This window comes from Oceanicella sp. SM1341 (genome assembly GCF_003448965.1).
Taxonomy (GTDB): Bacteria; Pseudomonadota; Alphaproteobacteria; order Rhodobacterales; family Rhodobacteraceae; genus Paroceanicella.
Window position 1 is genome coordinate 1 of sequence record NZ_QRGC01000022.1, and the last position, 24013, is coordinate 24013.

At 69.7% G+C, this 24013-nt stretch carries 26 protein-coding genes; 16 read left to right on the forward strand and 10 right to left on the reverse strand.

The genetic code is table 11. The features are described 5' to 3' along the window. From D3P35_RS17670 to D3P35_RS17690, 5 genes are all read left to right on the forward strand, one after another. Positions 1–424, forward strand: a 424-nt coding sequence (locus D3P35_RS17670) for a precorrin-6A/cobalt-precorrin-6A reductase (RefSeq protein ID WP_198670681.1), incomplete at its 5' end; no start/stop codon positions are given. Positions 425–456: 32 nt separating this feature from the next. After that, the gene (locus D3P35_RS17675) at positions 457–885 is read left to right on the forward strand and encodes a SufE family protein (RefSeq protein WP_118136234.1); all 429 of its coding nucleotides are present in this window, start codon (positions 457–459) and stop codon (positions 883–885) included. A 92-nt stretch (positions 886–977) separates the two neighbouring features. Beyond that, entirely contained in the window at positions 978–1985 is a 1008-nt protein-coding gene (gene bmt, locus D3P35_RS17680) for a betaine--homocysteine S-methyltransferase (RefSeq protein WP_118136236.1), read from the forward strand. Between the two features lie 117 nt (positions 1986–2102). After that, positions 2103–2804: a corrinoid protein gene (locus tag D3P35_RS17685; protein WP_118136238.1), complete on the forward strand. Its 702-nt coding sequence runs from the start codon at positions 2103–2105 to the stop codon at positions 2802–2804. A gap of 1 nt (position 2805) precedes the next feature. Continuing rightward, on the forward strand, positions 2806–3462 hold the full coding sequence (locus D3P35_RS17690; protein ID WP_118136240.1) for a DUF1638 domain-containing protein: 657 nt from the start codon (positions 2806–2808) through the stop codon (positions 3460–3462). A 554-nt stretch (positions 3463–4016) separates the two neighbouring features. Here D3P35_RS17690 and D3P35_RS17695 read toward each other — a convergent pair. Next, on the reverse strand, positions 4017–4487 hold the full coding sequence (locus tag D3P35_RS17695) for an iron-sulfur cluster assembly scaffold protein (protein WP_118136242.1): 471 nt from the start codon (positions 4485–4487) through the stop codon (positions 4017–4019). 82 nt (positions 4488–4569) lie between these two features. Between D3P35_RS17695 and hisI the strand changes: the two genes are divergently transcribed. After that, positions 4570–4932, forward strand: a complete 363-nt coding sequence (gene hisI / locus D3P35_RS17700) for a phosphoribosyl-AMP cyclohydrolase (protein WP_118136244.1) — start codon at positions 4570–4572, stop codon at positions 4930–4932. Here the strand turns inward: hisI and gluQRS are convergent. The 5 genes from gluQRS to gyrA form a co-directional block, all read right to left on the reverse strand. Continuing rightward, positions 4910–5839 (reverse strand): tRNA glutamyl-Q(34) synthetase GluQRS, encoded by a 930-nt coding sequence (gene gluQRS, locus D3P35_RS17705; RefSeq protein WP_118136246.1) that lies wholly within the window; start codon positions 5837–5839, stop codon positions 4910–4912. The two genes, hisI and gluQRS, sit on opposite strands and share 23 nt — an antisense overlap. Continuing rightward, positions 5820–6437: a class I SAM-dependent methyltransferase gene (locus D3P35_RS17710; RefSeq protein ID WP_118136248.1), complete on the reverse strand. Its 618-nt coding sequence runs from the start codon at positions 6435–6437 to the stop codon at positions 5820–5822. The genes gluQRS and D3P35_RS17710 overlap by 20 nt, the downstream gene beginning before the upstream one ends. 52 nt (positions 6438–6489) lie before the next feature. Further along, the gene (trmFO, locus tag D3P35_RS17715) at positions 6490–7839 is read right to left on the reverse strand and encodes a methylenetetrahydrofolate--tRNA-(uracil(54)-C(5))-methyltransferase (FADH(2)-oxidizing) TrmFO (RefSeq protein ID WP_118136251.1); all 1350 of its coding nucleotides are present in this window, start codon (positions 7837–7839) and stop codon (positions 6490–6492) included. A 272-nt stretch (positions 7840–8111) separates the two neighbouring features. Beyond that, a complete protein-coding gene (locus tag D3P35_RS17720; RefSeq protein ID WP_118136254.1) occupies positions 8112–8504 on the reverse strand; it encodes a VOC family protein in 393 nt (130 codons plus the stop codon). Further along, positions 8501–11230, reverse strand: coding sequence for a DNA gyrase subunit A (gene gyrA, locus D3P35_RS17725; protein WP_232830539.1), 2730 nt, complete (start codon positions 11228–11230; stop codon positions 8501–8503). Before gyrA ends, D3P35_RS17720 begins: the two co-directional genes overlap by 4 nt. 233 nt (positions 11231–11463) lie before the next feature. Here gyrA and D3P35_RS17730 point away from each other — a divergent pair, with 233 nt between their 5' ends. Then, on the forward strand, positions 11464–12012 hold the full coding sequence (locus tag D3P35_RS17730; protein ID WP_118136258.1) for a hypothetical protein: 549 nt from the start codon (positions 11464–11466) through the stop codon (positions 12010–12012). 7 nt (positions 12013–12019) lie between these two features. Here the strand turns inward: D3P35_RS17730 and ssb are convergent, their stop codons facing one another. Next, positions 12020–12520 carry a single-stranded DNA-binding protein gene (gene ssb, locus D3P35_RS17735; protein WP_118136260.1) on the reverse strand — a complete coding sequence of 167 codons (501 nt, stop codon included), beginning with the start codon at positions 12518–12520 and terminating at the stop codon, positions 12020–12022. Between the two features lie 241 nt (positions 12521–12761). Here ssb and uvrA point away from each other — a divergent pair, with 241 nt between their 5' ends. Next, the gene (gene uvrA / locus D3P35_RS17740) at positions 12762–15623 is read left to right on the forward strand and encodes an excinuclease ABC subunit UvrA (protein ID WP_118136421.1); all 2862 of its coding nucleotides are present in this window, start codon (positions 12762–12764) and stop codon (positions 15621–15623) included. A 76-nt stretch (positions 15624–15699) separates the two neighbouring features. Here the strand turns inward: uvrA and D3P35_RS17745 are convergent, their stop codons facing one another. Next, on the reverse strand, positions 15700–15942 hold the full coding sequence (locus D3P35_RS17745) for an RcnB family protein (protein WP_232830540.1): 243 nt from the start codon (positions 15940–15942) through the stop codon (positions 15700–15702). 348 nt (positions 15943–16290) lie between these two features. Here D3P35_RS17745 and D3P35_RS17750 point away from each other — a divergent pair, with 348 nt between their 5' ends. The 3 genes from D3P35_RS17750 (at position 16291) to D3P35_RS17760 (ending at position 17977) form a co-directional block, all read left to right on the forward strand. Beyond that, positions 16291–16725 (forward strand): CBS domain-containing protein, encoded by a 435-nt coding sequence (locus D3P35_RS17750; RefSeq protein WP_118136264.1) that lies wholly within the window; start codon positions 16291–16293, stop codon positions 16723–16725. Positions 16726–16791: 66 nt separating this feature from the next. Continuing rightward, on the forward strand, positions 16792–17289 hold the full coding sequence (gene coaD / locus D3P35_RS17755; RefSeq protein ID WP_118136266.1) for a pantetheine-phosphate adenylyltransferase: 498 nt from the start codon (positions 16792–16794) through the stop codon (positions 17287–17289). 181 nt (positions 17290–17470) lie between these two features. Then, positions 17471–17977 (forward strand): peptidylprolyl isomerase, encoded by a 507-nt coding sequence (locus D3P35_RS17760; RefSeq protein ID WP_232830541.1) that lies wholly within the window; start codon positions 17471–17473, stop codon positions 17975–17977. A gap of 67 nt (positions 17978–18044) precedes the next feature. Here D3P35_RS17760 and D3P35_RS17765 read toward each other — a convergent pair whose 3' ends face one another. Continuing rightward, on the reverse strand, positions 18045–18542 hold the full coding sequence (locus D3P35_RS17765) for a hypothetical protein (protein WP_232830542.1): 498 nt from the start codon (positions 18540–18542) through the stop codon (positions 18045–18047). 175 nt (positions 18543–18717) lie between these two features. On the opposite strand from D3P35_RS17765, the gene queA reads away from it, so the two are divergent. The 5 genes from queA to D3P35_RS17790 all read left to right on the forward strand — a co-directional run bounded on the left by queA (position 18718) and on the right by D3P35_RS17790 (position 23707). Beyond that, positions 18718–19770 carry a tRNA preQ1(34) S-adenosylmethionine ribosyltransferase-isomerase QueA gene (queA, locus tag D3P35_RS17770; protein WP_118136268.1) on the forward strand — a complete coding sequence of 351 codons (1053 nt, stop codon included), beginning with the start codon at positions 18718–18720 and terminating at the stop codon, positions 19768–19770. Positions 19771–19830: 60 nt separating this feature from the next. Then, positions 19831–21093 (forward strand): MFS transporter, encoded by a 1263-nt coding sequence (locus D3P35_RS17775; RefSeq protein WP_118136270.1) that lies wholly within the window; start codon positions 19831–19833, stop codon positions 21091–21093. A 77-nt stretch (positions 21094–21170) separates the two neighbouring features. Then, positions 21171–21746: a DUF924 family protein gene (locus tag D3P35_RS17780; protein WP_118136272.1), complete on the forward strand. Its 576-nt coding sequence runs from the start codon at positions 21171–21173 to the stop codon at positions 21744–21746. 129 nt (positions 21747–21875) lie between these two features. Then, the gene (gene lpdA, locus D3P35_RS17785; protein ID WP_118136274.1) at positions 21876–23270 is read left to right on the forward strand and encodes a dihydrolipoyl dehydrogenase; all 1395 of its coding nucleotides are present in this window, start codon (positions 21876–21878) and stop codon (positions 23268–23270) included. A gap of 50 nt (positions 23271–23320) precedes the next feature. Further along, on the forward strand, positions 23321–23707 hold the full coding sequence (locus D3P35_RS17790) for a VOC family protein (protein WP_118136276.1): 387 nt from the start codon (positions 23321–23323) through the stop codon (positions 23705–23707). Positions 23708–23734: 27 nt separating this feature from the next. On the opposite strand, the gene D3P35_RS17795 is transcribed toward D3P35_RS17790, so the two are convergent. Further along, positions 23735–23923: a hypothetical protein gene (locus tag D3P35_RS17795; protein WP_118136278.1), complete on the reverse strand. Its 189-nt coding sequence runs from the start codon at positions 23921–23923 to the stop codon at positions 23735–23737. Positions 23924–24013: the final 90 nt, after the last annotated feature.

The window sequence follows — 24013 nt, forward strand, 5'->3', positions numbered from 1 at the left end:
AGCCAGCGCCGCGCGCGTGGCCGCGGGGCGTGGCGCGGGCCGGCTGTTCCTCGCCGTGGGGCGCGACCAGCTCGCCCCCTTCCGCGCCGCGCTGCCCCGGGCGGCGCTGTTTCCCCGCGTGCTGGGCGAGGGGCCGCGCCCGGTGCTGCAGTCCGGTGCCGTGCTCGAGGCGCCGGGCCCCTTCACCGAGGCGGGGGAGGCGGCGCTCTTCGCCCGGCTGCGCATCGACCTCGTGGTGGCGCGCAACGCGGGCGGCGCCGGGGGCTGGCCGAAACTGGCCGCGGCCCGGGCGCTCGGGCTGCCCGCGCTCCTGCTCGCGCGGCCCGCGCCACCCGAGGGGGTGAGCGTCGTCGAGACGGCGGAGGCCGCGCTGGGGTGGATTTCGGGGCGGCTCGGGCTGGAAATTTCGCCGCGTCTGGCATAGATCGGGCGCTTCACTGAAGGGGGAGACGGCCCGTGGCTGCCGCTGAATTCGAAGAGATCGTCGAGACGTTCGAGTTTCTGGAGGACTGGGAAGACCGGTACCGCCACGTGATCGACCTCGGCCGCGAGATGGACCCGTTGCCCGAGGAGCTGCACACCGAGGGCGCGAAGGTGCACGGCTGCGCGAGCCAGGTCTGGATGATCCCGCGCGTGCAGGGCGAGGGCCCGGAGGCGGTGATTTCCTTCGACGGCGATTCGGACGCGCTGATCGTGCGCGGGCTCATTGCCGTGCTGCGCACCCGGGTGAACGGCGAGACGGCGGACACGCTGAGCACGCTCGACATCACCGGCGAGCTCGCGCGGCTGGGGCTCGACAAGCACCTCTCCGCGCAGCGCTCGAACGGGCTGCGGGCCATGGTTGCCCGGGTGCGCGAAATCGCCGAGAGTACCGCGAGAGGGTAAGCGCGCGGGCGCCGCGCGCGAAGCCCCGGCACGCGGGGAGGCGGAGGTCACCCGGGCCCGCAGGCGGGCCGGACAGGACGAGGGACATCGAGATGTCGAACCTGCTGGGCGAGCTGCTCGCCACCCGCGACTGGCTGATGGCCGATGGCGCCACGGGCACCAACCTGTTCAACGCCGGGCTGCCCACCGGCGAGGCGCCGGAGCTGTGGAACTTCGACGCGCCCGACCGGATCCGCGATCTTTACCGCGGCTCGGTGGAGGCGGGCTCCGACATCATCCTCACCAACTCCTTCGGCGGCACGGCGAACCGGCTGAAGCTGCACGGGCTCGAGGCGCGGGTGCAGGAGGTGAACGCCCGCGCGGCGGAGCTCGCACGCGAGGTGGTGGACGGGGCCGGGCGGCCGGTGGTGGTCGCGGGCTCGATGGGCCCCACGGGCGAGCTGCTGGAGCCGCTCGGGCCGCTCAGCTTCGAGGCTGCCGTGGCTGCCTTCGAGGCGCAGGCGCGCGGGCTGCTCGCTGGCGGGGTCGACGTGCTCTGGGCCGAGACCATGTCCTCGGAGGAGGAGATGCGCGCCGCCGCACAGGCGGCCGCGAACCTCGGCGCGCCCTTCTGCGGCACGATGAGCTTCGACACCGCAGGCCGCACGATGATGGGCATCACCCCGCCCGCGCTCGCCGGGCTCGCAGCCGGGCTGCCGGCGCTGCCGCTGGCCTTCGGGGCGAATTGCGGCGTGGGCGCCTCCGACCTGCTGCGCACCGTGCTCGGGATCACGGCCGCCGCGCCGGGGGCCGTCGTGGTCGCCAAGGGCAATGCCGGCATCCCGCGCTACGTCGACGGCCACATCCACTACGACGGCACGCCGGAGCTGATGGCCGATTACGCCGTGCTGGCGCGGGACTGCGGCGCGCGCATCATCGGCGGGTGCTGCGGCACCACGCCGGCGCATCTCGCCGCGATGCGCGCGGCGCTGGAGAGCACGCCTCCGGGCCCGCGCCCCACGCTGGAGACGATCTCGGAGCGGCTCGGCGGCTTCTCCTCGGCCACCGACGGCGCTTCGGAGGCCGCACCCGCGCGCGAGCGCCGGCGCCGCCGGGCCTGAGCCGGGGGGCGGCCGCGCGTCGCTCCGGGGCCGGGCGGCGTCGCCTTTGACATGTCGGGCACGCAGGCCGCGTGTCACGCTTGCGGGCAGATCCTCCCCCGAGCCGGAGCGCGCGACATGGCCGACGACGACGATCTCATCCTCAGCGACCTCCCCGACGACGAGCTCGTGCCGCAGATGCACGACGATCTCTACGACGGGATGAAGGACGAGATCGAGGAGGCCGTGCACATCCTGCTCGACCGCGGCTGGGCGCCCTACGACATTCTCACCAAGGCGCTGGTGGAGGGGATGCGCATCGTCGGCATCGACTTCCGCGACGGCATCCTCTTCGTGCCCGAGGTGCTGCTGGCGGCCAACGCGATGAAGGGCGGCATGGCCATCCTCAAGCCGCTGCTGATCGAGACCGGCGCGCCGCGCCTCGGCAAGATGGTGATCGGCACCGTGAAGGGCGACATCCACGACATCGGCAAGAACCTCGTCTCGATGATGATGGAGGGCGCGGGCTTCGAGGTGGTCGACCTCGGCATCAACAACGCGGCTGACAGCTACCTCGACGCGCTCACCCGCGAGGAGGCCGACATCCTGGGCATGTCTGCGCTGCTCACCACCACCATGCCCTACATGAAGGTGGTGATCGACGCGCTGAAGGAGCAGGGCCGGCGCGACGATTACATCGTTCTGGTGGGCGGCGCACCGCTCAACGAGGAGTTCGGCCGCGCCATCGGTGCCGATGCCTATTGCCGCGACGCCGCCGTGGCGGTGGAGACGGCGAAGGAGTTCATGGCCCGCAAGCACAACCGGCTCGCCGCCGGCTGAGATGGAGCCCGACGACACCCGGCTGACGGAGGAGGGGCTGGCCGGCCCCGAGGCCGCGGCCGGGCCCGGCCGGGTGCTGCTCATCGCCTGCGGGGCGCTGGCGCGCGAGATCCTCGCGCTCACCGCCGTGCCCGGGCGCGGGCATCTCGACCTGCACTGCCTGCCGGCGTCGCTGCACAACCGCCCCCAGCGCATCCCCGAAGCGGTGCGGGCCCGCATCCGCAGCGCCCGGGGCGCGGGCTATTCCGGCATCTTCGTGGTCTACGCCGATTGCGGCACCGGCGGGCTGCTCGACCGCGTCTGCGCCGAGGAGGGGGTGGAGCGCATCGCCGGCCCGCATTGCTACGCCTTCTACGACGGCACCGCCGCCTTCGCCGCCCGCGCCGAGGCCGAGCTCGGCGCCTTCTACCTCACCGATTTCCTCGCCCGGCAGTTCGACGCGCTGGTGTGGCGCGGCCTCGGCCTCGACCGCCACCCCGAGCTGCGCGACCTCTATTTCGGAAATTACGACCGGGTGATCTACCTCGCCCAGACCGAGGACGCGGCCCTCACCGCCCGCGCCCGCGCCGGCGCCGCCCGCCTCGGCCTCGCCTTCGAGCGCCGCTTCACCGGCTACGGCGAGCTGGCCGACACGCTCGACGCGGTGGCCAAGGGGTAACGCGGCCGCTGCCCGGCCCGCCCGCCCGCTGCACCGGTCCTCCGTCCGAACAGCCCGGCCCCCGAACGCGCAGGCCCCGTCTCCGTCGCCCGGTCACCCCACGACCGCCGTCCCGGGCTTGACCCGGGACCTCGATGGGGGCTCACAGCGCTCGCAGCAGTTTCCGCGATTGGCCGGCCGTCGGGTGGGCCGCGCCGTAGATGCTGGTCAGGGCTGATCAGGGCATGGACCATGAAACTGTCGCGATTCTGGCCGCGACGGCACCGGTGCCAGGCACGCCAGAGGTCACCGTGCGAAGTCTCGATCGGGAGCCTCGTGCGTCGAGCCGCCCGCCGGAGGCCATTCATGTGCCGGGGGCAGGCGGCAGCTGACCGATGCACATCGCGCGGTCCCGCGCCATGCGAGCGCTGTTCGGCTGTGAGGGGCCTTCCGGCGGCTCCCCCTCGCACGGGGGAGCCCCAGCGGATGGACCTTGAAAAGCCCTTCGGATACCGATCCGCGCGCCCGCACAGGCGCGACACCAGTCCGGCCGTCACGCAGTGACCGCAGTGACTTCAGGCGCCGGCGCAGCCGTCGGAGACGGTGCGGGCGCCGATCTCGTCCATTGCCGCGAGGGTGGCTTCGAGGGCGAGCATGATCGAGGCGTGGCGGTTCTTGTAGTCGCGTGCCGGCAGCAGCACCTCGTAGCCGTCGAAGGGGGCCGCGGGCACCGGGCCGTTCTGCTTGAGCATGGCGCGCAGCTCGTCGCGCGCGGTCTCGATCTCCTCGCGCGTGCGGCCGATCACCACCTCGCCCAGCACCGCGGCGGAGGCCTGGCCGAGGGCGCAGGCCTTCACGTCCTGCCCGAAGGCGGAGATCCGCCCGTCTTCCAGCGACACGTCGACGGTGACCGTGGATCCGCAGAGCGGCGAGCGCTTCATCACGCTGGCCTGCGGCTCCGCCAGGCGGCTGCGGTGCGGGATATCCGCCGCAAGGCCCAGGATACGCTGGGAGTACAGCTTGATGAGGTCTTCTTCACCGCTCATTGGCTTCACCTTTCCTTCGGGCCCGTGCTGCCATACATAGGCGCGGCCGACCGAAACGAAAAGCCCGTGGAGCCCCGTGCCGATGACCGTCTTCGATCCCGCCAGCCTGAAGTACACGTCCGACGGTCTTATCCCCGCCATCGCCCAGTCCGAGGCCGGGGAGGTGCTGATGATGGCCTGGATGAACGCGGCCAGCATCGCCGAGACGCTGGAGACCGGGCAAGTCACCTATTGGTCGCGCTCGCGGGGCGCGCTGTGGCGCAAGGGCGAGACCTCGGGCCACCGCCAGCGGCTGGTGGAGCTGCGCGTGGACTGCGACCGCGACTGCCTGCTGCTCGTCGTCGACCAGACCGGGCCGGCTTGCCACACCAACCGCCGCTCCTGCTTCTACACCGCCGTGCGGGCGGGCGAGGAAGTGGAGATCATGGCGCCGATGGCGGAGTGAGCGGGGCGAGCCCCACCATGCGGCGGATGTCTTCCGGAGTGGCGCCCTCGGCGCGGTAAAGGCGGATGGCGCGGGCGTCGTCGCGCTTGGCGAGGCGCTTTCCCTCTGCGTCGCGGATCAGCCGGTGGTGGCGGTAGCGCGGCACGGTGAGGCCGAGCAGGGCCTGCAGCAATACGTGGATCCGCGTCGCCTCGAAGAGATCGCGCCCGCGGGTGACATGGGTCACGCCCTGGGCCGCGTCGTCGAGCACCACCGAGAGATGGTAGGACGTGCCCATGCCGCGGCGCGCCAGCACGATGTCGCCGCAGGTGGCGCGCAGTGCGTCGGGCGTGACAGGGATGTGGCCGCTCTCGCCCTCCGGGCCGGCGCCGAGTTCGGTGAAGCCCAGCGTGTCGGCCCGGGGGCCGAGGGCGCGCAGGGCGGCCTCCATGTCGAGCCGCAGGGCCATGTCCCCGGGCGGCTCGGTGCGCTCGGCCGGGCCGGGCCAGCGGCCGCGGCAGGTGCCGGGGTAGACGAGCCCGTCGGGCCCGCGCGGCGGCTCTGCGCCCTCCTGCGGCGCGCTGGCGGCGGCCTCGATGTCGCGCCGGGTGCAGGAACAGGCGAAGAGCAGCCCGCGGCGCCACAGGCCGAGCAGTGCGTCGCGGTAGGCCGGCAGCCGGTCGGACTGGCGCAGAACGGGCTCTTCCCAGGCAAGGCCCAGCCAGGCGAGATCCTCAAAGATTGCCGCTTCCCATTCGGGGCGCGCGCGGGCGCGGTCGATGTCCTCGATGCGCAGCAGGAAGCGGCCGCCGGCGGCGCGGGCGGCATCATGGCCGGTGAGCGCCGAGAAGGCGTGGCCGAGATGCAGCGGGCCGGTGGGCGAGGGCGCGAAGCGCTCGACGGTGGTCTCAGCGGCGGCGCAGCACATAGACGGTGGATTTCATCCCGATGCCGGGCAGCTGGTCGCCCTGCTCCTTGAACAGGAAATCGGCGTAGCCGGTGTCGATCTGCTCGCGCAGCCGCCCCTCGAAGCCGCCATGGGCGATGGCGTAGTCGGACAGGGTGAACACGAAGCAGCCCCCCGCCGGCAGGCCGGCCATGATCGCGTCGATGGCGGTGCCGGGCATGTGGCCGGGGAAGAAGGTGCCGATGGCCGCGGCATTGGCATAGGTGCCCGGCTCCCAGGGCAGCGGCTCGCCGATGTCGCCGAGCATCAGGTTTCGGTAGAGGCCGGTGGCGGCGGCGCGGTCGAGCATCGCCTGCGAGATGTCGATGCCGTCGATGGTGGTGAAGCCCTCGGCCTTCAGTGCCGCGGCCGAGAGGCCGGTGCCGCAACCGATGTCGATCAGCGGGGCGGACTTGTCCTCGGCGAACTGCGCCAGCGCGGCCGCGCAGCGCTCGGGGCCGCAATAGCCGAAGCCTTGCATCTCCGCGTCATAGACCTCGGCCCAGCGGGTCCAGAGGTCTTCTGTGGCGGCGGGGCCCTCGGTCTCGCGGGCGAGTTGCCAGAATGTCTGCTCGGTCATGTCTTTGGTCTCCCTCGGGGTCAGTCTAGCCGAGGGAGACGGCGGGGCCTAGTCAGAATGCGGAAATCCAGTGATTCCAATCGCTTTTGGCGCGTTCCGTATAGGCGCGGGCGCGATCCTTCTTGCCACGGCGGCCTTTCGGCCCTTCGCCGAGCGGCGGGAACAGGCCGAAGTTCACGTTCATCGGCTGGAAGGTCGCGGCCTCGGCGCCGCCGGTGATGTGGTTGAGCAGCGCGCCGATGGCGGTGGTGGCGGGGGGCAGCTCCGGCTCACGGCCAAGCTGCTCGGCGGCCGCGAGCCGGCCGGCGAGCAGGCCCATGGCGGCGCTCTCGACGTAGCCCTCCACGCCGGTCACCTGGCCCGCGAAGCGCAGCGACGGCCGGGCCTTGAGGCGCATGCGCCCGTCGAGCAGCCGGGGCGAGTTCAGGAACGTGTTGCGGTGGATGCCGCCGAGCCGGGCGAACTTCGCGTTCTCCAGCCCCGGGATCATCGAGAAAACAGAGGTTTGCGCGCCATACTTCATCTTCGTCTGGAAGCCGACGATGTTGTAGAGCGTGCCGAGCGCGTTGTCGCGGCGCAGCTGCACGATGGCGTGGGGCTTCACGCTCGGGTCATGCGGGTTGGTGAGGCCAACGGGCTTCAGCGGGCCCCAGCGCAGGGTGTCGCGGCCGCGCTCGGCCATGACCTCGATGGGCAGGCAGCCCTCGAAATAGGGCGTGTCGCGCTCCCAGTCGTGGAACTCGGTCTTCTCGGCGGCGAGCAGCGCGTCGATGAAGGCGTCGTATTGCGCGCGGTCCATCGGGCAGTTGAGATAGGCGGTGCGGTCTTCCTCGGTCTCGCCCTTGTCATAGCGCGACTGGAACCAGGCCTTGGAGAGGTCGACGCTGTCGGCGTAGACGATGGGGGCGATGGCGTCGAAGAAGGCGAGGCTGTCCTCGCCGGTGAGGGCGAGCACGGCCTCGGCCAGTGCGGGCGAGGTGAGCGGGCCGGTGGCCACGATCACGCTCGACCAGTCCTCGGGCGGCAGGCCGGCGATCTCGCCGCGCTCGATGGTGACGAGCGGGTGCTCGGAGAGCCTGCGCGTGACCGCGTCGGAGAAGGCGTGGCGGTCGACTGCCAGCGCGCCGCCGGCGGGCAGGGAATGGGCGTCGCCCATCTCCATGATCAGCCCGCCGGCCTGGCGCATCTCCCAGTGCAGGAGGCCCACGGCATTGCTCTCGTCATCGTCGGAGCGGAAGGAGTTGGAACAGACCAGCTCGGCGAGGCCTTCGGTCTGGTGCGCGAAGGTGGCGACATGCGGGCGCATCTCGTGGAGAACCACGGGCACGCCGAGCGAGACGGCCTGCCAGGCGGCCTCGGACCCGGCCATGCCGCCGCCGATGATGTGAATGGGATCTGTCATGGCCGCAGCTTTTAGCGCCGCGCGGGGCGGCTGACCAGAGCCGGATTTTCACCGGCGCGACCGCAGCGATGCGGACGGCGCGTGCCGCGCCGGTTCTCCTCGAGCGCGCCACGCCCCCTTGCGGGGGCCCGGCTCGCGGTGGGTGCGGGGGGGCTGGTGGTGTCTGCTGCGCGGCGCGCGTGCGCGGATCTGCGTCGGAGGCGGGAAAGCGGCGGGTCGTGCGCGGCCGGCACGCAGGAGCCTTCCGGGGCAGCGGGGACCTGCCGGGGCGCTCAGGCGGAGGCGGGGCCGATCAGGTCCCAGCGGTTGCCGCAGAGGTCGCGGAAGACGGCGACCATGCCGTAGGGCTCGGCGCGCGGGCTGCCTTCGAACTCCACGCCCTCGGCGCACATGCGGGCATGGGTGGCGGGGAAATCCTCGGTCTGCAGGAAGAAGGCGACACGGCCGCCGGCCTGGGTGCCGATGGCCGCGGCCTCGCGCGAGGTGGCGGCGCGGGCGATCAGCAGGGCGCTGCCGCCGCCGGGAGGGGCAAGGCGCACCCAGCGCTTGCCCCCGCCCATGTCCGTGTCCTCCAGCACCGTGAAGCCGAGCGCGCGGCGAAACCAGGCGATGGCCGGGTCGTACTCGGCCACCACCAGGGTCACGGTGAGGAGGGCGGCGCTCACACCACCGGCTCGCCGTCCTCGCCCTCGTCGCCGGCCTCGGCGATCCAGGCGACGGAGACGACCTGCTCCCCCGGCGCGGTGTTGAACACCCGCACCCCGCCCGCCGAGCGCGAGCGGAAGGAGATGTTGTCCACCGGGCAGCGGATCAGCTGGCCGGTGTTGGTGACCAGCATGATCTGGTCATCCATCGACACCGGGAAGGAGGCGATCAGCGGGCCGCCGCGCATGGCCTTGTCCATGGCGGTGACCCCCTGGCCGCCGCGGCCGCGCACCGGGTAGTCATGGCTCGACGAGAGCTTGCCCGAGCCCTTCTCGGTGAGGGTGAGCAGCAGCTCCTCGGCCGCCGACATCTCGGCGTAGCGCTCGGGCGTGATGCTGCCCGCGACACCATCCTCGTTGTCGGTCTCGGCGTCTTCCTCGGAAATGCCGGCCACGGCGCGGCGCATCTTCAGGTAGGCCTGCCGCTCCTCGGAGGAGGCGTCGAAATGGCGGATGACGGCGGCGGAGACCACGCGGTCGCCCTTCGCCAGCTTCACGCCGCGCACGCCGGTGGAATCGCGGCCCTTGAACACGCGCACCTCGGTGGTCTGGAAGCGGATCGCCTTGCCGAAGGCGGTCATCAGCATGATGTCGTCCTCCTCCGAGCAGATGCGCGCGTTCACCAGGCTCACGCCCTCGGGGAGGCGCATGGCGATCTTGCCGTTGCGCATCACGTTGGTGAAGTCGGAGAGCTGGTTGCGCCGCACGTCGCCCTCGGAGGTGGCGAAGACGATCTGCAGGTCGGCCCAGTCCGCCTCGTCACGGTCGACCGGCATGATCGCGGCGATGCCGGTGCCGGGCTGGATGGGCAGGATGTTCACGATCGCCTTGCCGCGCGAGGCCCGGCTGCCGCGGGGCAGGCGCCAGGTCTTGAGCTTGTAGACCATGCCGTCGGTGGTGAAGAACAGGAGCGGCGTGTGGGTGTTGGCCACGAAGAGCGTGGTGACGAAATCCTCGTCCTTCATGCTCATGCCCTGCGTGCCCTTGCCGCCGCGCTTCTGGGCCCGGTACTCGTCGAGCGGGGTGCGGCGGATGTAGCCGCCATGGGTCACGGTCACCACCATGTCCTCGCGCTCGATGAGGTCCTCGTCCTCCATCTCGCCGTCGAACTCCACGATCTGGGAGCGGCGGGGGGTGGCGAACTTCTCCTTCACCTCGATGAGCTCGTTGGAGATGATCTCCATGATGCGCTCGCGCGAGCGCAGGATGTCGAGGTAATCGGTGATCTTGGCCGCGAGCTCCTGCAGCTCGTCGGTCACTTCCTTCACGCCGAGGGCGGTGAGGCGCTGCAGGCGCAGGTCGAGGATGGCCCGCGCCTGGGTGTCGGACAGGAAGTAGGTGCCGTCCTCGTTCATCTTGTGGGTGGGGTCGTCGATCAGCGCGATGTAGCCGGCGATCTGCTCGGCCGGCCAGCGCCGCTCCATCAGGCGGGAGCGCGCGGTCGCGGGGTCGGGCGAGGAGCGGATGGTCTGCACCACCTCGTCGACATTCTCCACCGCCACGGCGAGGCCGCAGAGCACATGCGCGCGCTCACGCGCCTTGCGCAGGTCGAAGGCGGTGCGGCGGGCGACCACTTCCTCGCGGAACTGGATGAAGGAGGAGAGGAAGCGCCTGAGCTCGAGCTGCTCGGGCCGGCCGCCGTTCAGCGCCAGCATGTTGCAGCCGAAGGAGGTCTGCAGCGGGGTGAAGCGGTAGAGCTGGTTGAGCACGACGTCGGGCGTCGCGTCGCGCTTGAGCTCGATCACCACGCGCACGCCGAAACGGTCGCTCTCGTCCTGCACATGGGCGATGCCCTCGATGCGCTTGTCGCGGGCGAGCTCGGCGATCTTCTCGATCATCACCGCCTTGTTCACCTGGTAGGGGATCTCCTCGACCACGATGGCGTAGCGGTCCTTGCGGATCTCCTCGATCTTGGTCTTCGCGCGCATGATGACCGAGCCGCGGCCCTCGGTGTAGGCCTTCTTCGCCCCGGTGCGGCCGAGGATGAGCGCGCCGGTGGGAAAGTCGGGCGCGGGCACGTAGTCCATCAGCTCGAGCGAGGTGAGGTCGGGGCGCTCCATCAGCGCGAGCGTGGCGTCGATCACCTCGCCGAGGTTGTGGGGCGGGATGTTGGTCGCCATGCCCACCGCGATGCCGCCGGCGCCGTTCACCAGTAGGTTGGGGAAGCGCGCGGGCAGGACGGAGGGCTCGCGGTCCTGGTTGTCGTAGTTGGGCTGGAAGTCGACCGTTTCCTTCTCGATATCGGCGAGCAGGAAGGCGGCGGGCTTGTCCATCCGCACCTCGGTGTAGCGCATCGCCGCCGGGGCGTCGCCGTCCATCGAGCCGAAGTTGCCCTGGCCGTCGAGCAGCGGCAGGCGCATCGAGAAGTCCTGCGCCATGCGCACGAGGGCGTCGTAGATCGCGCTGTCGCCGTGGGGGTGGTACTTACCCATCACGTCGCCCACCGGGCGGGCCGACTTGCGGTAGCCCTTCTCGTGCGTGTTGCCGGTTTCGTGCATCGCGTAGAGGATGCGCCGGTGCACGGGCTTCAGCCCGTCGCGCACATCGGGGATGGCGCGGCTCACGATCACGCTCATCGCGTAGTCGAGATAGCTGCGCTTCATCTCCTGCTCGACGGAGATCACCGGGCCGGAATGGTCCGGGCGCGGGGGCAGGTCGTCTTCCGGGGTGTCGATGTCGTCAGCCAAGGGTCTGCTCTTCTCTCTATATCTTGTGGACGGAGTATAGCGGACCCGCCGCATGAACCGCAATGACGGGGGGCGGCGATCTCCACGCTTTCGTAACGGAATTCGCCCAGATTCGGGACAGGTACGGCAGCGACGGCGGCAGCAGGCGGAACAGGGGACAGCGGCATGGCACCGGGCATCCGGACAGTGGCAGACATCGCGGGCCGGGCGGCCGCCGCGGGCAGGGCGCGCGCATGAGGCTGAGGCTGATCCGGGGCGGGGCCGCGCCCCTCGTGCCCGGGGCCGAGCTGCGCGCCCCGGTCTGGCGCCGTTTCGACCTCGAGAGCGTCGGCGAGGCGGGCGAGCTGATCAGCGGCTTCCTGCAGCGCCACCCGGATTTCTACCCCGGCCGGCTGCTCGGCCACCTGATGCACGTGCCCGGCCCGCGCCCCTCGGAGGAGGACATCGCCGGGCTCGCCGCGATGAGTGCTGCGCTCAGCCGCCACCAGGAACTGGTGCTGCGGCTCGACTTCGGGCCCGCCCGGGGCGCCTCGGCGCAGGAACTGTCGCGGCTGCTGCTGGCGACGGGGGTGGAGCTTGCCGATGTCTTCGCCGCCGTCTGCATGCTGCGGGACGATCTCTCGCGTCTCGTGGCGGCCGGGGAGGAGGGCGCGCCCGGCGGGCGCCTCCTCCTGCAGGGAATGGGCACGGTGCTGATGCTCGACCTGAGCCAGGTCGCCGACGCCTACCTTGCCGAAGCCGCCGGCCGCAATGAAAGAGCGGCCCGCAGGCCGCTCTCCTGATCCCGCCTCAGAACGGGATCTCGTCGTCGAGGTTGCCGCCGCCGGAGGGGCCGGAATCGTAGCCTCCGCCGTAATCGCCGCCGCGGTCGTAGCCGCCGCCGCCCTGGCCACCGCCGTAGCCGCCACCACCGCCGCCGCCACCGCTGCCGCCTTCGCCACGGCCGTCGAGCAGGGTGAGCTCACCCCGGTAGGGGCGCAGCACCACCTCGGTGGAATAGCGGTCGGCGCCGGACTGGTCCTGCCATTTCCGCGTCTCGAGCTGGCCCTCGATGTACACTTTCGAACCCTTGCGCAGGTACTGCTCGGCAATGCGCGCCAGCGGCTCGGAGAAGATGGCCACCGAGTGCCACTCCGTGCGCTCGCGCCGCTCGCCCGAGGATTTGTCGCGCCATGTCTCGGACGTGGCGATGCGCAGGTTGACCACCTTGCCGCCGTTCTGGAAGCTGCGCACTTCCGGGTCGCGGCCGAGGTTGCCGACGATGATGACCTTGTTGACGCTGCCTGCCATGATCTCCTCCGGCGTATCCGATTCCTGTCACGCCGAGCTTAGACCACATCCGCGGGAAGGGGGCCACACCCGCGGCGGATTTCGGCGCGGATAAATCCGATACCGCGCCCGGGGCGTACGGAGGAAGCAGAACCGAGGCGTATTGCGCCCTGTTCATGTTTTGTTTACAAGATGCGAGACTCGCATTCGCGCCCGCAGGAACTAGATAGGGCGCTTGGGCTATATCGGGGGACCGGACGACATGGCGGAGCTGAAGCAGATTTCCATTCGCGGCGCGCGCGAGCACAATCTGAAATCCGTCGACGTGGACATCCCGCGCGACCAGCTGGTGGTGATCACCGGGCTCTCGGGCTCCGGCAAGTCCTCGCTCGCCTTCGACACCATCTACGCCGAGGCGGAGAGGCGCTACGTGGAGAGCCTCTCCTCCTATGTCCGCCAGTTCCTCGACATGATGCAGAAGCCGGACGTGGACCATATGTCCGGCCTCTCGCCCGCGATCTCCATCGAGCAGAAGACCACCTCGAAGAACCCGCGCTCCACCGTCGGCACGGTGACCGACATCTACGATTACATGCGCGTGCTCTTCGCGCGCGCCGGCACGCCCTATTCGCCCGCCACCGGCCTGCCCATCGAGGCGCAGGAGGTCTCGGAGATGGTCGACCGCATCATGGCGATGGAGGAGGGCACCCGGGCCTACCTGCTCGCGCCCATCGTGCGTGATCGCAAGGGCGAATACCGCAAGGAATTCGCGGAGTTGCGCAAGCAGGGCTACCAGCGCGTGAAGGTGAACGGCGCCTTCCACGAGCTCGACGCCCCGCCCGTGCTCGACAAGAAGTTCCGCCACAACATCGACGTGGTGGTCGACCGCATCGTGGTGCGCGAGGGGCTGGAGACGCGGCTCGCCGACAGCCTGCGCACCGCGCTCGACCTCGCCGACGGCATCGCCGTGCTCGAGACCGCCGTGCCCGAGGGCCAGGAGCCGGAGCGCACGATCTTCTCGGAAAACTTCGCCTGCCCGGTGTCGGGCTTCACCATTCCGGAGATCGAGCCGCGGCTGTTCTCGTTCAACGCGCCCTTCGGGGCCTGCCCCGCCTGCGACGGGCTGGGGGTGGAGCTGTTCTTCGACGCCCGCCTCGTGGTGCCCGACGAGGGGCTGAGCCTGGCGAAGGGCGCGCTCGCACCCTGGTCGAAGTCCAAGAGCCCCTACATCACCCAGACCATCGACGCGATCGCCAAGCACATGGGGTTCAAGAAAACGACCCCCTGGCGCGACCTGCCGGACAACGTGAAGCAGCTCTTCCTCTACGGCTCGGGCAAGGAGGAGATCCCGTTCCGCTATGACGAGGGCGGGCGGGTCTACACCGTCACCCGGCCGTTCGAGGGCGTGATCCCCAACATGGAGCGGCGCTACCGCGAGACCGACAGCGCCTGGGTGCGCGAGGAATTCGAGCGCTACCAGAACAACCGCCCCTGCGGCGTCTGCCACGGCTACCGCCTGCGCCCCGAGGCGCTGGCGGTGAAGATCGCCGGCCAGCACGTGGGCGAGGTGGTGCAGCTCTCGATCCGCGAGGCGCTGGCCTGGGCCGAGGGCGCGCCCGAGCACCTGAGCAAGCAGAAGAACGAGATCGCCCGCGCCATTCTCAAGGAAATCCGCGAACGCCTTGGTTTCCTTGTGAATGTCGGGCTCGACTATCTCACCATGGCGCGCAATTCGGGCACGCTTTCGGGCGGCGAAAGCCAGCGCATCCGCCTCGCGAGCCAGATCGGCTCGGGCCTCACCGGCGTGCTCTACGTGCTCGACGAGCCCTCCATCGGCCTGCACCAGCGCGACAATGACCGGCTGCTCACCACGCTCAAGAACCTGCGCGACCAAGGCAATTCGGTGATCGTGGTCGAGCATGACGAGGAGGCGATCCGCGAGGCCGATTACGTGCTCGACATCGGCCCCGGCGCCGGCGTGCACGGCGGGCAGATCATCGCGCGCGGCACCCCGCAGGAGATCGCGGCGAACCCCGAGTCGGTCACCGGCCAATACCTCACCGGCACGCGCTCCATCCCCGTGCCGGGCGACCGGCGGCGCGGAAACGGCAAGAAGCTCAAGGTGATCGGCGCCACCGGCAACAACCTCAAGAACGTGACGGCGGAGATCCCGCTCGGCACGTTCTGCTGCATCACCGGCGTCTCGGGCGGCGGCAAGTCGACCCTGACCATCGAGACGCTCTACAAGACCGCCTCCATGCGGCTCAACGGCGCGCGCCAGACACCGGCGCCCTGCGAGGAGATCCGCGGGCTCGAGCATCTCGACAAGGTGATCGACATCGACCAGTCGCCCATCGGGCGCACGCCGCGCTCCAACCCCGCCACCTACACCGGCGCCTTCACCCCGATCCGCGACTGGTTCGCCGGCCTGCCGGAGGCGAAGGCGCGGGGCTACAAGTCGGGCCGCTTCTCGTTCAACGTGAAGGGCGGGCGCTGCGAGGCCTGCCAGGGCGACGGTGTCATCAAGATCGAGATGCACTTCCTGCCCGACGTCTACGTGACCTGCGAAACCTGCAAGGGCGCGCGCTACAACCGCGAGACGCTGGAGGTGAAGTACAAGGGCAAGAGCATCTCTGAAGTCCTTGACATGACTGTGGAAGACGGCGTGGATTTCTTCGCCTCCATCCCCTCCATCCGCGAGAAGATGGAGACGCTGGTGCGCGTGGGCCTGGGCTATATCAAGATCGGCCAGCAGGCGACCACGCTCTCGGGCGGCGAGGCGCAGCGGGTGAAGCTGTCGAAGGAGCTGTCGAAACGCGCCACCGGCCGCACGCTCTACATCCTCGACGAGCCGACCACCGGCCTGCATTTCGAGGATGTGAAGAAGCTGCTCGAGGTGCTGCACGAGCTGGTGGACCAGGGCAACTCCGTGCTGGTGATCGAGCACAATCTCGACGTGATCAAGACCGCGGACTGGATCGTGGACATCGGCCCGGAGGGCGGCGACGGCGGCGGCACCATCGTGGCGGCCGGCACGCCGGAGGACGTGGCCCGCGTGGCGGAGAGCCACACCGGCCGCTACCTCGTGCCGATGCTCAAGGGCAGGCGCGTCGCCGCCGAGTGACGCAGGCGCCCGGACATGAAAAGGACCCCCGCCGGCAGCCCGGCGGGGGTCCTTTCGTTTCGCGGGGAAGGGAGGCTCAGAGCCCGCCCACGGCCTGCACGGCGGCGAGCACCTTGAACGTGGCATCGGCCACGCGCAGGATCTCGTTGTCCACCCGCACGTAGCGCTCGCCGCGCGCCGGCGGGCGCAGGCCGTAGCGGTCATAGTCGCGGATGATCACGTAATCGACGCCGTCGGGGATCGGGTAGCCGACGCGGTAGCGCGGCTCGTGGCGACGGTCGTCGTTGCGGTAGTATTTCTTGGCCTGGCCGGGAGGCATGCAGCCCTTGTCTGCAAGGCCCGGGGGGCATCCGCCCGGAGGGCCCGCGAGGGCCATGGGCGCGCTGGCTCCGCCGAGGACGGCGGCACTGACGAGGAGTGCGGCTACGCGTTTCATGGGGTCTCCTTTACACTTTCCGGACATGGGCCGGGACACATCCCGACCGTTGAACGCAGCAGCGGCGGCGTGGGTTGCATGCAATCGGGCCGCCCGCGCGGCACAGCGGCAGGCCTGCCACAGGATGGCGCCACCGACCTGCCCGCAGTGTTACACGACCAATGGCCGGTTGACCGTCGCGAAAAACCTGCGTCATTCTGTCTGCAAAACAACACGCAGGAGGTTACGAACATGATCGTTCAGCAGATTCTCGGCCAGAAGCCCGTCGACGGCATCGCCTATGTCTCCCCGGAATCGGGAGTGGGCGAGGCGGTCAAGCTGCTCTCGGCGCGGCGCATAGGTGCTGTGGTGGTCTCCCGCGACGGCAGGAAGGTCGACGGCATCCTCTCCGAGCGCGACATCGTGCGCGAGCTCGGCTCCTCCGGTGCCGGGGTGCTCGAGAAGCGCGTGGAGGAGATGATGACCCGCCAGGTCCGCGGCTGCGCGCTCTCCGACACGGCCGAAGAGGTGCTGGAGGCGATGACCGCCGGGCGCTTCCGCCACATGCCGGTGATGGAGGAGGGCGCGATGGTGGGCGTGATCTCCATCGGCGACGTGGTGAAGGCGCGGCTCTCCGAGATCCACATGGAAAAGAGCGCCCTGGAAGACATGATCAAGGGCTACTGATCGGCACTTGATTTCGCTCGCGCAATATTGTTGCGTTCGCCCGAGCATTCGGCGAGGGAGCGAAAGATGCGCATTGGTCTGTATCCGGGGACGTTCGATCCCATGACGCTGGGCCACCAGGACATCATCCGTCGGGCGATGTCGCTGGTGGACAGGCTGGTGATCGGCGTGGCGATCAACCGGGACAAGGGGCCGCTCTTCACGCTGGAGGAGCGGGTGCGCATGGTCGAGCGCGAATGCGCGCCGCTCGCCGAGGAGAGCGGCACGGAAATCGTCGTCCATCCGTTCGAGAACCTGCTGATTCACTGCGCGCGTGACGTGAATGCCACGCTCATCGTGCGCGGGCTGCGGGCTGTTTCCGATTTCGAGTACGAGTTCCAGATGGTGGGCATGAACCGCGCCATGAGCGACGATGTGGAAACGGTGTTCCTCATGGCGGACGCCCATCACCAGGCCATCGCCTCGCGGCTGGTGAAGGAAATCGCCCGTCTGGGCGGAGATATCTCGGCCTTCGTCTCTCCGGACGTGGCGTCGGAGCTGGTGGAACGGCTGAAAAAGCGTTGAGCAACCTGTGGTTGCATTGACCCCGACGCCTGCTGGCGCTATGTGAGCCCGAAAAGCTTTACGCAAACGAAAGGCGGCTTCCGTGCGCAATACCTTCCATGCCCTGGTGGCGGCGGCCTCCGCCTTCGTGCTGCTGACTTCATCACTGCCTTCCACGGCACAGACAACGGAGGCTCCACAAGTGAGCGAACGCGACGCCGAGAATACCCTGATCATCGAGCTCAAGACCGGCAAGGTGGTCATCGAGATGCTGCCCGATGTGGCACCCAAGCACGTGTCGCAGATCAAGGCGCTCGCCCGGTCCGGCCAGTACGACGGCGTGGTCTTCCACCGTGTGATCGACGGCTTCATGGCCCAGACCGGCGACGTGGAGTTCGGCGACAAGACCGACGGCTACAACCCGCGCCGCGCCGGCACCGGCGGCTCGGACCTGCCGGACCTGCCGGCCGAGTTCTCCAACGTGCCCTTCGACCGCGGCACCGTGGGCATGGCCCGCTCGCAGAACCCGAACTCCGGCAACTCGCAGTTCTTCATCATGTTCGCCGACGGCCATTTCCTGAACGGCAACTACACCGTCTGGGGCAAGGTGGTGGACGGCATGGAATTCGTCGACCAGATCGTGCGCGGCGAGCCGCCCGCAGACCCGGACGAGATGATCTCCGTGAAGGTGGCCGCCGACGCCGAGTGAGGCAGGCCGCCCCCGCAGGGGAGTGACGAGAGGGGCGTGCCCGGCCGGGCGCGCCCCTTCTTGCATTTCAGGGCAGGGCGCGGGCGCGCTCCGTCGCCGCGGTGACCAGCGCGAAGAGCACGTGCCCGGCCAGCGCCACCCAGGTGATGCCGGAGAATCCCAGGAAGGCCGGCAGCCCGGCGATGAGATGCGCCATGATGAACAGCGCGAACACCCAGAGCGCCACGCCGTAGGCGAAGGCCGGCACGAGCCAGTGCAGCCCCGGCGCCAGCCGCTGCCAGAGCGGCCGCACGATGAGCATCCAGCCCAGCGGGTAGGCCACCAGCCCGGCGACGTAGTGCAGCAGGTTGGCCCCGGGGTCGTAGGGCGCGCCGAACAGCCGCTCGATCACGCTGTTGGCCAGCGGCACCGGCGCGAGGTTGGCCCCGCCCAGCATCGGGCTGATCGCCTGGCCGTAGAGGTCGAAGGCGACGGTGGAGATCGCGCCGGCCACGAGCATGGTGGTGAGGGTGCGCAGCGGCGGCTCGACCGCCTCGGCGCCCGGGGGCATGGTGTCGTTGTACATTGTTTCCTCCCGCGAGATGTTGGTGGAATGAACCTGTGGTCTTTGCGCGGGCGTGAACAGCCACCTGTAACGAAACGCACCCGCTTGTGTGTCTCTGCGCGGTCGCGCGTGAACGGCTGGAACAATTGGCCGATGGCGGCTTGACGGGGCAGGCGAATCCCGGCAGAGGCGCGCCATGAAACTCGCCGATTTCGACTTCGAGCTCCCCGAGGAGCGTATCGCCCTCAGGCCGGCGCGGCCGCGCAGCTCCGCGCGGCTGCTCGTCGGGCGCGGGCAGGGCATCACCGATTCGACCGTGGCCGACCTGCCGGACTGGCTGCGACCCGGCGACATGCTGGTGTTCAACGACACCCGGGTGATCCCGGCGCGGCTCTTCGGCGAGCGCCACCGCGAGAGCCCGGACGGCCCCGGCCTCGCCCGGGTGGAGGCCACGCTGATCCGCCGCATCGACGGCGCCCGCTGGGAGGCGCTTGCCCGGCCGGCCAAGCGGCTGCGCGAAGGCGACCGGCTGAGCTTCGGCGCCCTCACCGCCACGCTGGAGAGCCGGGGCGAGGCCGGCTCGGTCACGCTGCGTTTCGACCTCACGGGCCCGGCGCTCGATGCGGCCATCGCCGAGGCGGGGCAGATGCCGCTGCCGCCCTACATCGCCGCCCGCCGCCCGGCCGATGCGCAGGACCGCACCGATTACCAGACTGTCTTCGCCGAGCGCGAGGGCGCCGTGGCCGCCCCCACCGCCTCGCTGCATTTCGACGAGGCGCTGCTCGGGCGGCTGGCGGCGCGCGGCGTGCTCAACACCCGGGTCACGCTGCATGTGGGTGCGGGCACCTTCCTGCCGGTGACGGCGGAGGACGTGGCCGGCCACAAGATGCATTCCGAATGGGGCGAGGTCTCGGAGGCCGCCGCCGACGACATCCGCGCCGCGAAGGCCGCGGGCGGGCGCATCATCCCCGTGGGCACCACCGCGATGCGGCTGATCGAGACCGCCGCCGCCCCCGGCGAGATCGGCGCGTGGAGCGGCGATACCGATATCTTCATCACTCCGGGCTATCGCTTCCGCGTGGCCGACGGGCTGATGACCAACTTCCACCTGCCGCGCTCCACGCTGATGATGCTGGTCTCGGCCCTGATGGGCATGGATGAAATCCGTCGCATCTATGGACATGCGATCGCGACGGGTTACAGATTCTACTCTTACGGGGATTCCTCGCTGCTGCTGCCGCGCGGCTGAAGTGCCCCCCGACACGCTGATGCCGGCCCCGCGGGGCCATCGCACCGAAGGAGAACGGACGTGCTGAAGGTCCTGCGAGATCTCTGGCCGCTCTTGGGCGGTCTCATGCTGCTGATGCTGGGCAACGGCATGCAGGGCACGCTGCTGGGCGTGCGCGGCGCGCTCGAGGGCTTCGGCGCGCTCGAGCTCTCCTTCATCATGTCGGCCTATTTCCTGGGCTATCTCTTCTCGGCCCGGCTCACGCCGCGGGTGATCGCGAAGGTGGGGCACGTGCGGGTGTTCGCCGCCTATGCCTCGCTGATCTCGGCCTGTTTCGTGCTCTACGCCGCGATACCGGACCCCATCGCCTGGTTCGTGATGCGCGTCGCGGTGGGCTTCTGCTACTGCGGCGTCTACGTGGTGGTGGAGAGCTGGCTCAACGACAGCACCTCGAACGAAACCCGCGGCCAGGCGCTCTCGGCCTACATCATCGTGCAGATCATCGGCATCATCGCCGCGCAGGTGATCATGAACTTCGGCGAGGCTGAGGGGTATATCCTCTTCGTCGTCATCTCGGTGCTGGTGTCGGTGAGCTTCCTGCCCATCCTGCTCACGGTGAGCCCGGCGCCGGTGTTCCACACCGCGCGGCCGATGTCGCTGCTGCAGCTCTACCGCGCCTCGCCGCTGGGCATCGTGGCGGCCTTCCTGCTGGGCTCGTTCTTCTCCTCGATCTTCGGCATGGGCGCGGTCTACGGCTCGGCCCAGGGGCTGAGCGTGCAGCAGATCACCATCTTCGTGGGCGCGATCTACGCGGGCTCGCTCGTGGTGCAATACCCGCTGGGATGGCTGTCGGACCGGATGGACCGCCGCCAGCTCATCATGTACGCCTGCGGCATCTCCGCCCTCGGGGGGCTCTTCGGCATCTGGGCCGGCTCCTCCTACATCCTCATCCTCGTCGCGGGCGCGGTGATGGGCGGGCTCGGCAGCCCGCTGTGGAGCCTCGTGGTGGCCCACACCAACGATTATCTCGACCATCAGGACATGGCCTCGGCCTCCGGCGGGCTCCTGTTCGTGAACGGTGTCGGCGCGGTGGGCGGCGCCCCGGTGCTGGGCTGGCTGATGGAGACCTTCGGCGCCTGGATGTTCTTTGCCTTCAACGGCGTGCTGATGGCGCTCATCTCGCTCTACGCCCTCTACCGCATGACCCAGCGCGCCGCGACCCCGGTGGAGGAGACCGTGCCCTACGCGCCGGTCCTGCCCACCGCCTCGCCGGTCGCGCATGAGGTGGCGAGCGAGGTGGCCCAGGCCGCGCACGAGGAGGAGGAGAGCGGGCAGGCGGCTTGACAGCCCCGCTCCCGGCGCGCAACCGTTGCCCAAGGCGCCGCGAAAGGCGCCGTCACAAACACGCAAAGGGGGAAACAATGACCGCCGACCCGGCAGAGATCATCGATTTCTGGCTCACGGAAGTGGGGCCGGAGCGCTGGTACAACGCCAGCCAGGATCTCGACCTAGAAATGCGACACCGCTTCGGACAGGACTGGCGCATGGCGCGCGCCGGAGCCTATGACGACTGGATCCTCGCGCCCGGGCCGGCGCTGGCGCTGCTGCTGCTGCTCGACCAGTTCCCGCGCAACATGTTCCGCGGCCAGGCGGAGGCCTTCGCCTCCGATGCCAAGGCGCTGAAGCTGGCGAAACGCGCCCTCGTGCTCGGCCACGACCTGCGCACGCCGGAGCCGGAGCGCCAGTTCTTCTACCTCCCCCTCATGCATTCCGAGTGCCTCACCGACCAGGAGCGCTGCTGCCGGCTGTTTCACCTGCGCATGAGCCGCACGGGCGAGGACAACCTGCTCCACGCAAGGGTGCACCGGGAGATCATCCGGAAGTTCGGCCGCTTCCCCACCCGCAGCGAAAGCCTGGGGCGGCCGCTGTCCGGCGCCGAGGCGAAATGGCTGGAAACGGGCGGCTACCACCGGGTTCTCGAAGACCTGGCGGAGTGAAATACCCTGCCCGGGCAGAGGGTTGGCAGCCCTCCGCCCGAGGCATGGCTGCCATGCGGCCGGGGTTTTGCACTGGCGGCAGAAATATGGTTTAACGCTAAACCATAATCAGGCGAGAGGAAGCATCGCATGGGCAAGCAGAGTTTTGACGTCGTCGTGATCGGCTCCGGTCCCGGTGGATACGTGGCTGCGATCCGGGCGGCACAGCTCGGTCTCAAGACCGCCGTGGTGGAGCGCGAGCTGCTGGGCGGCATCTGCCTCAACTGGGGCTGCATCCCCACCAAGGCGCTGCTGCGCTCGGCCGAGGTGTTCCACACCATGCAGCGCGCGAAGGATTACGGGCTCAAGGCCGATGGCATCGGCTTCGACTTCGACGCCGTGATCAAGCGCTCGCGCGGCGTGGCCAAGCAGCTCAACTCCGGCGTCACCCATCTTCTGAAGAAGAACAAGGTGACCGTGGTGATGGGCACCGCCACCATTCCCGCCAAGGGCAAGGTGCTGGTCAGGACCCAGAAGGGCGAGGAGGAGCTCTCCGCCCCGAACATCATCCTCGCCACCGGCGCGCGCGCCCGCGAGCTGCCCGGGCTCGAGGCCGACGGCGACCTGGTCTGGACCTACCGCCACGCCCTGGTGCCGCCGCGCATGCCCAAGAAGCTGCTGGTGATCGGCTCGGGTGCGATCGGCATCGAGTTCGCCAGCTTCTACAACGCGCTCGGCGCCGAGACGACCGTGGTCGAGGTGCTCGACCGCATCCTGCCGGTGGAGGATGCCGAGATCGCCGGCCTCGCCAAGAAGCAGTTCGAGAAGCAGGGCATGAAGATCCGTGAGAAGACCACGGTGAAGAAGCTCGACCGCGCCAAGGGCAAGGTCACCGCCCACATGGAGAAGGACGGCAAGACCGAGACGGAGGAGTTCGACACCGTGATCTCCGCCGTCGGCATCGTGGGCAACACCGAGGATCTCGGGCTCGAGGCGCTCGGCGTGAAGATCGACCGCACCCATGTGGTGACCGACGCGCATTGCCGCACCGGGGTCGACGGGCTCTGGGCCATCGGCGACATCGCAGGCGCCCCCTGGCTGGCCCACAAGGCCAGCCACGAGGGCGTGATGGTGGCCGAGCTGATCAAGGGGCTGCATGCCCACCCGGTGAAGCCCGAGAGCATCGCCGGCTGCACCTATTGCCAGCCGCAGGTGGCCTCCGTCGGCCTCACCGAGGAGAAGGCCAAGGCGGCGGGCTACGAGGTGAAGGTGGGCCGCATGCCCTTCATCGGCAACGGCAAGGCCATCGCGCTGGGTGAGCCGGAGGGGCTGGTGAAGACCGTGTTCGACGCGAAGACCGGCGAACTGCTGGGCGCCCACATGGTCGGCGCCGAGGTGACCGAGCTCATCCAGGGCTACGTGGTGGGCAAGACGCTCGAGACCACCGAGGCCGAGCTGATGGAGACCGTCTTCCCGCATCCCACCCTGTCGGAGATGATGCACGAAGCGGTGCTCGACGCCTACGGCAAGCGCATCCACTTCTGAAGTGACACGCCCCGCCACCCGCGGGGCGTTTTCCTTTCCGGGGGGGGGACATGATCCGGCTCGACGCGCTCGACCATCTGGTGCTCACCGTGGCGGACATCCCGCGCAGCATCGCCTTCTACCGCGACGTGCTCGGCATGCGCGAGGAGAGCTTCGGCGCGGGGCGCAAGGCGCTGCTCTTCGGCGCGCAGAAGATCAACCTGCACGAGGCCGGGCGCGAGTTCGAGCCCAAGGCGGCGCGGCCGGGGCCCGGCACGGCGGACCTGTGTTTCCTCACCTCCGTCCCGCTGGGCGAGGTGGCGGCCGGGCTTGCGCGGCATGGCGTGGTGGTGGAGGAGGGGCCGGTGGCGCGCACCGGGGCGCGCGGGCCCATTCTCTCGCTCTACATCCGGGATCCGGACGGCAATCTCATCGAGATCGCGAACCCTGCCGGGTGAGGGGCCCGGCAGGGCTGCGAAGGGTCTTCAGCGCAGGGTCTCGAGGGCGGCGCTGTTGCCGCGCCAGTCCTGGGTCTTTCCGTCGTGATGTGCCGCGATCCCGAAGGCCGCGGGCAGGGCAATCAGGGCGACGAGGACCGCCACGGCGATTGCAGTGGCGGAGAGGCGCAGGCCGGGGCGCGCGGTGTGCGCGGGGCTCGACATCGTGAGATGCATGGCTCTTTCTCCTGGTGGCGATCGCCCGGCCGCCTTCGGCCGGGCCCGATCGGGATACCAGCGATATGGCATCGCGCGTGCCATTGTTGA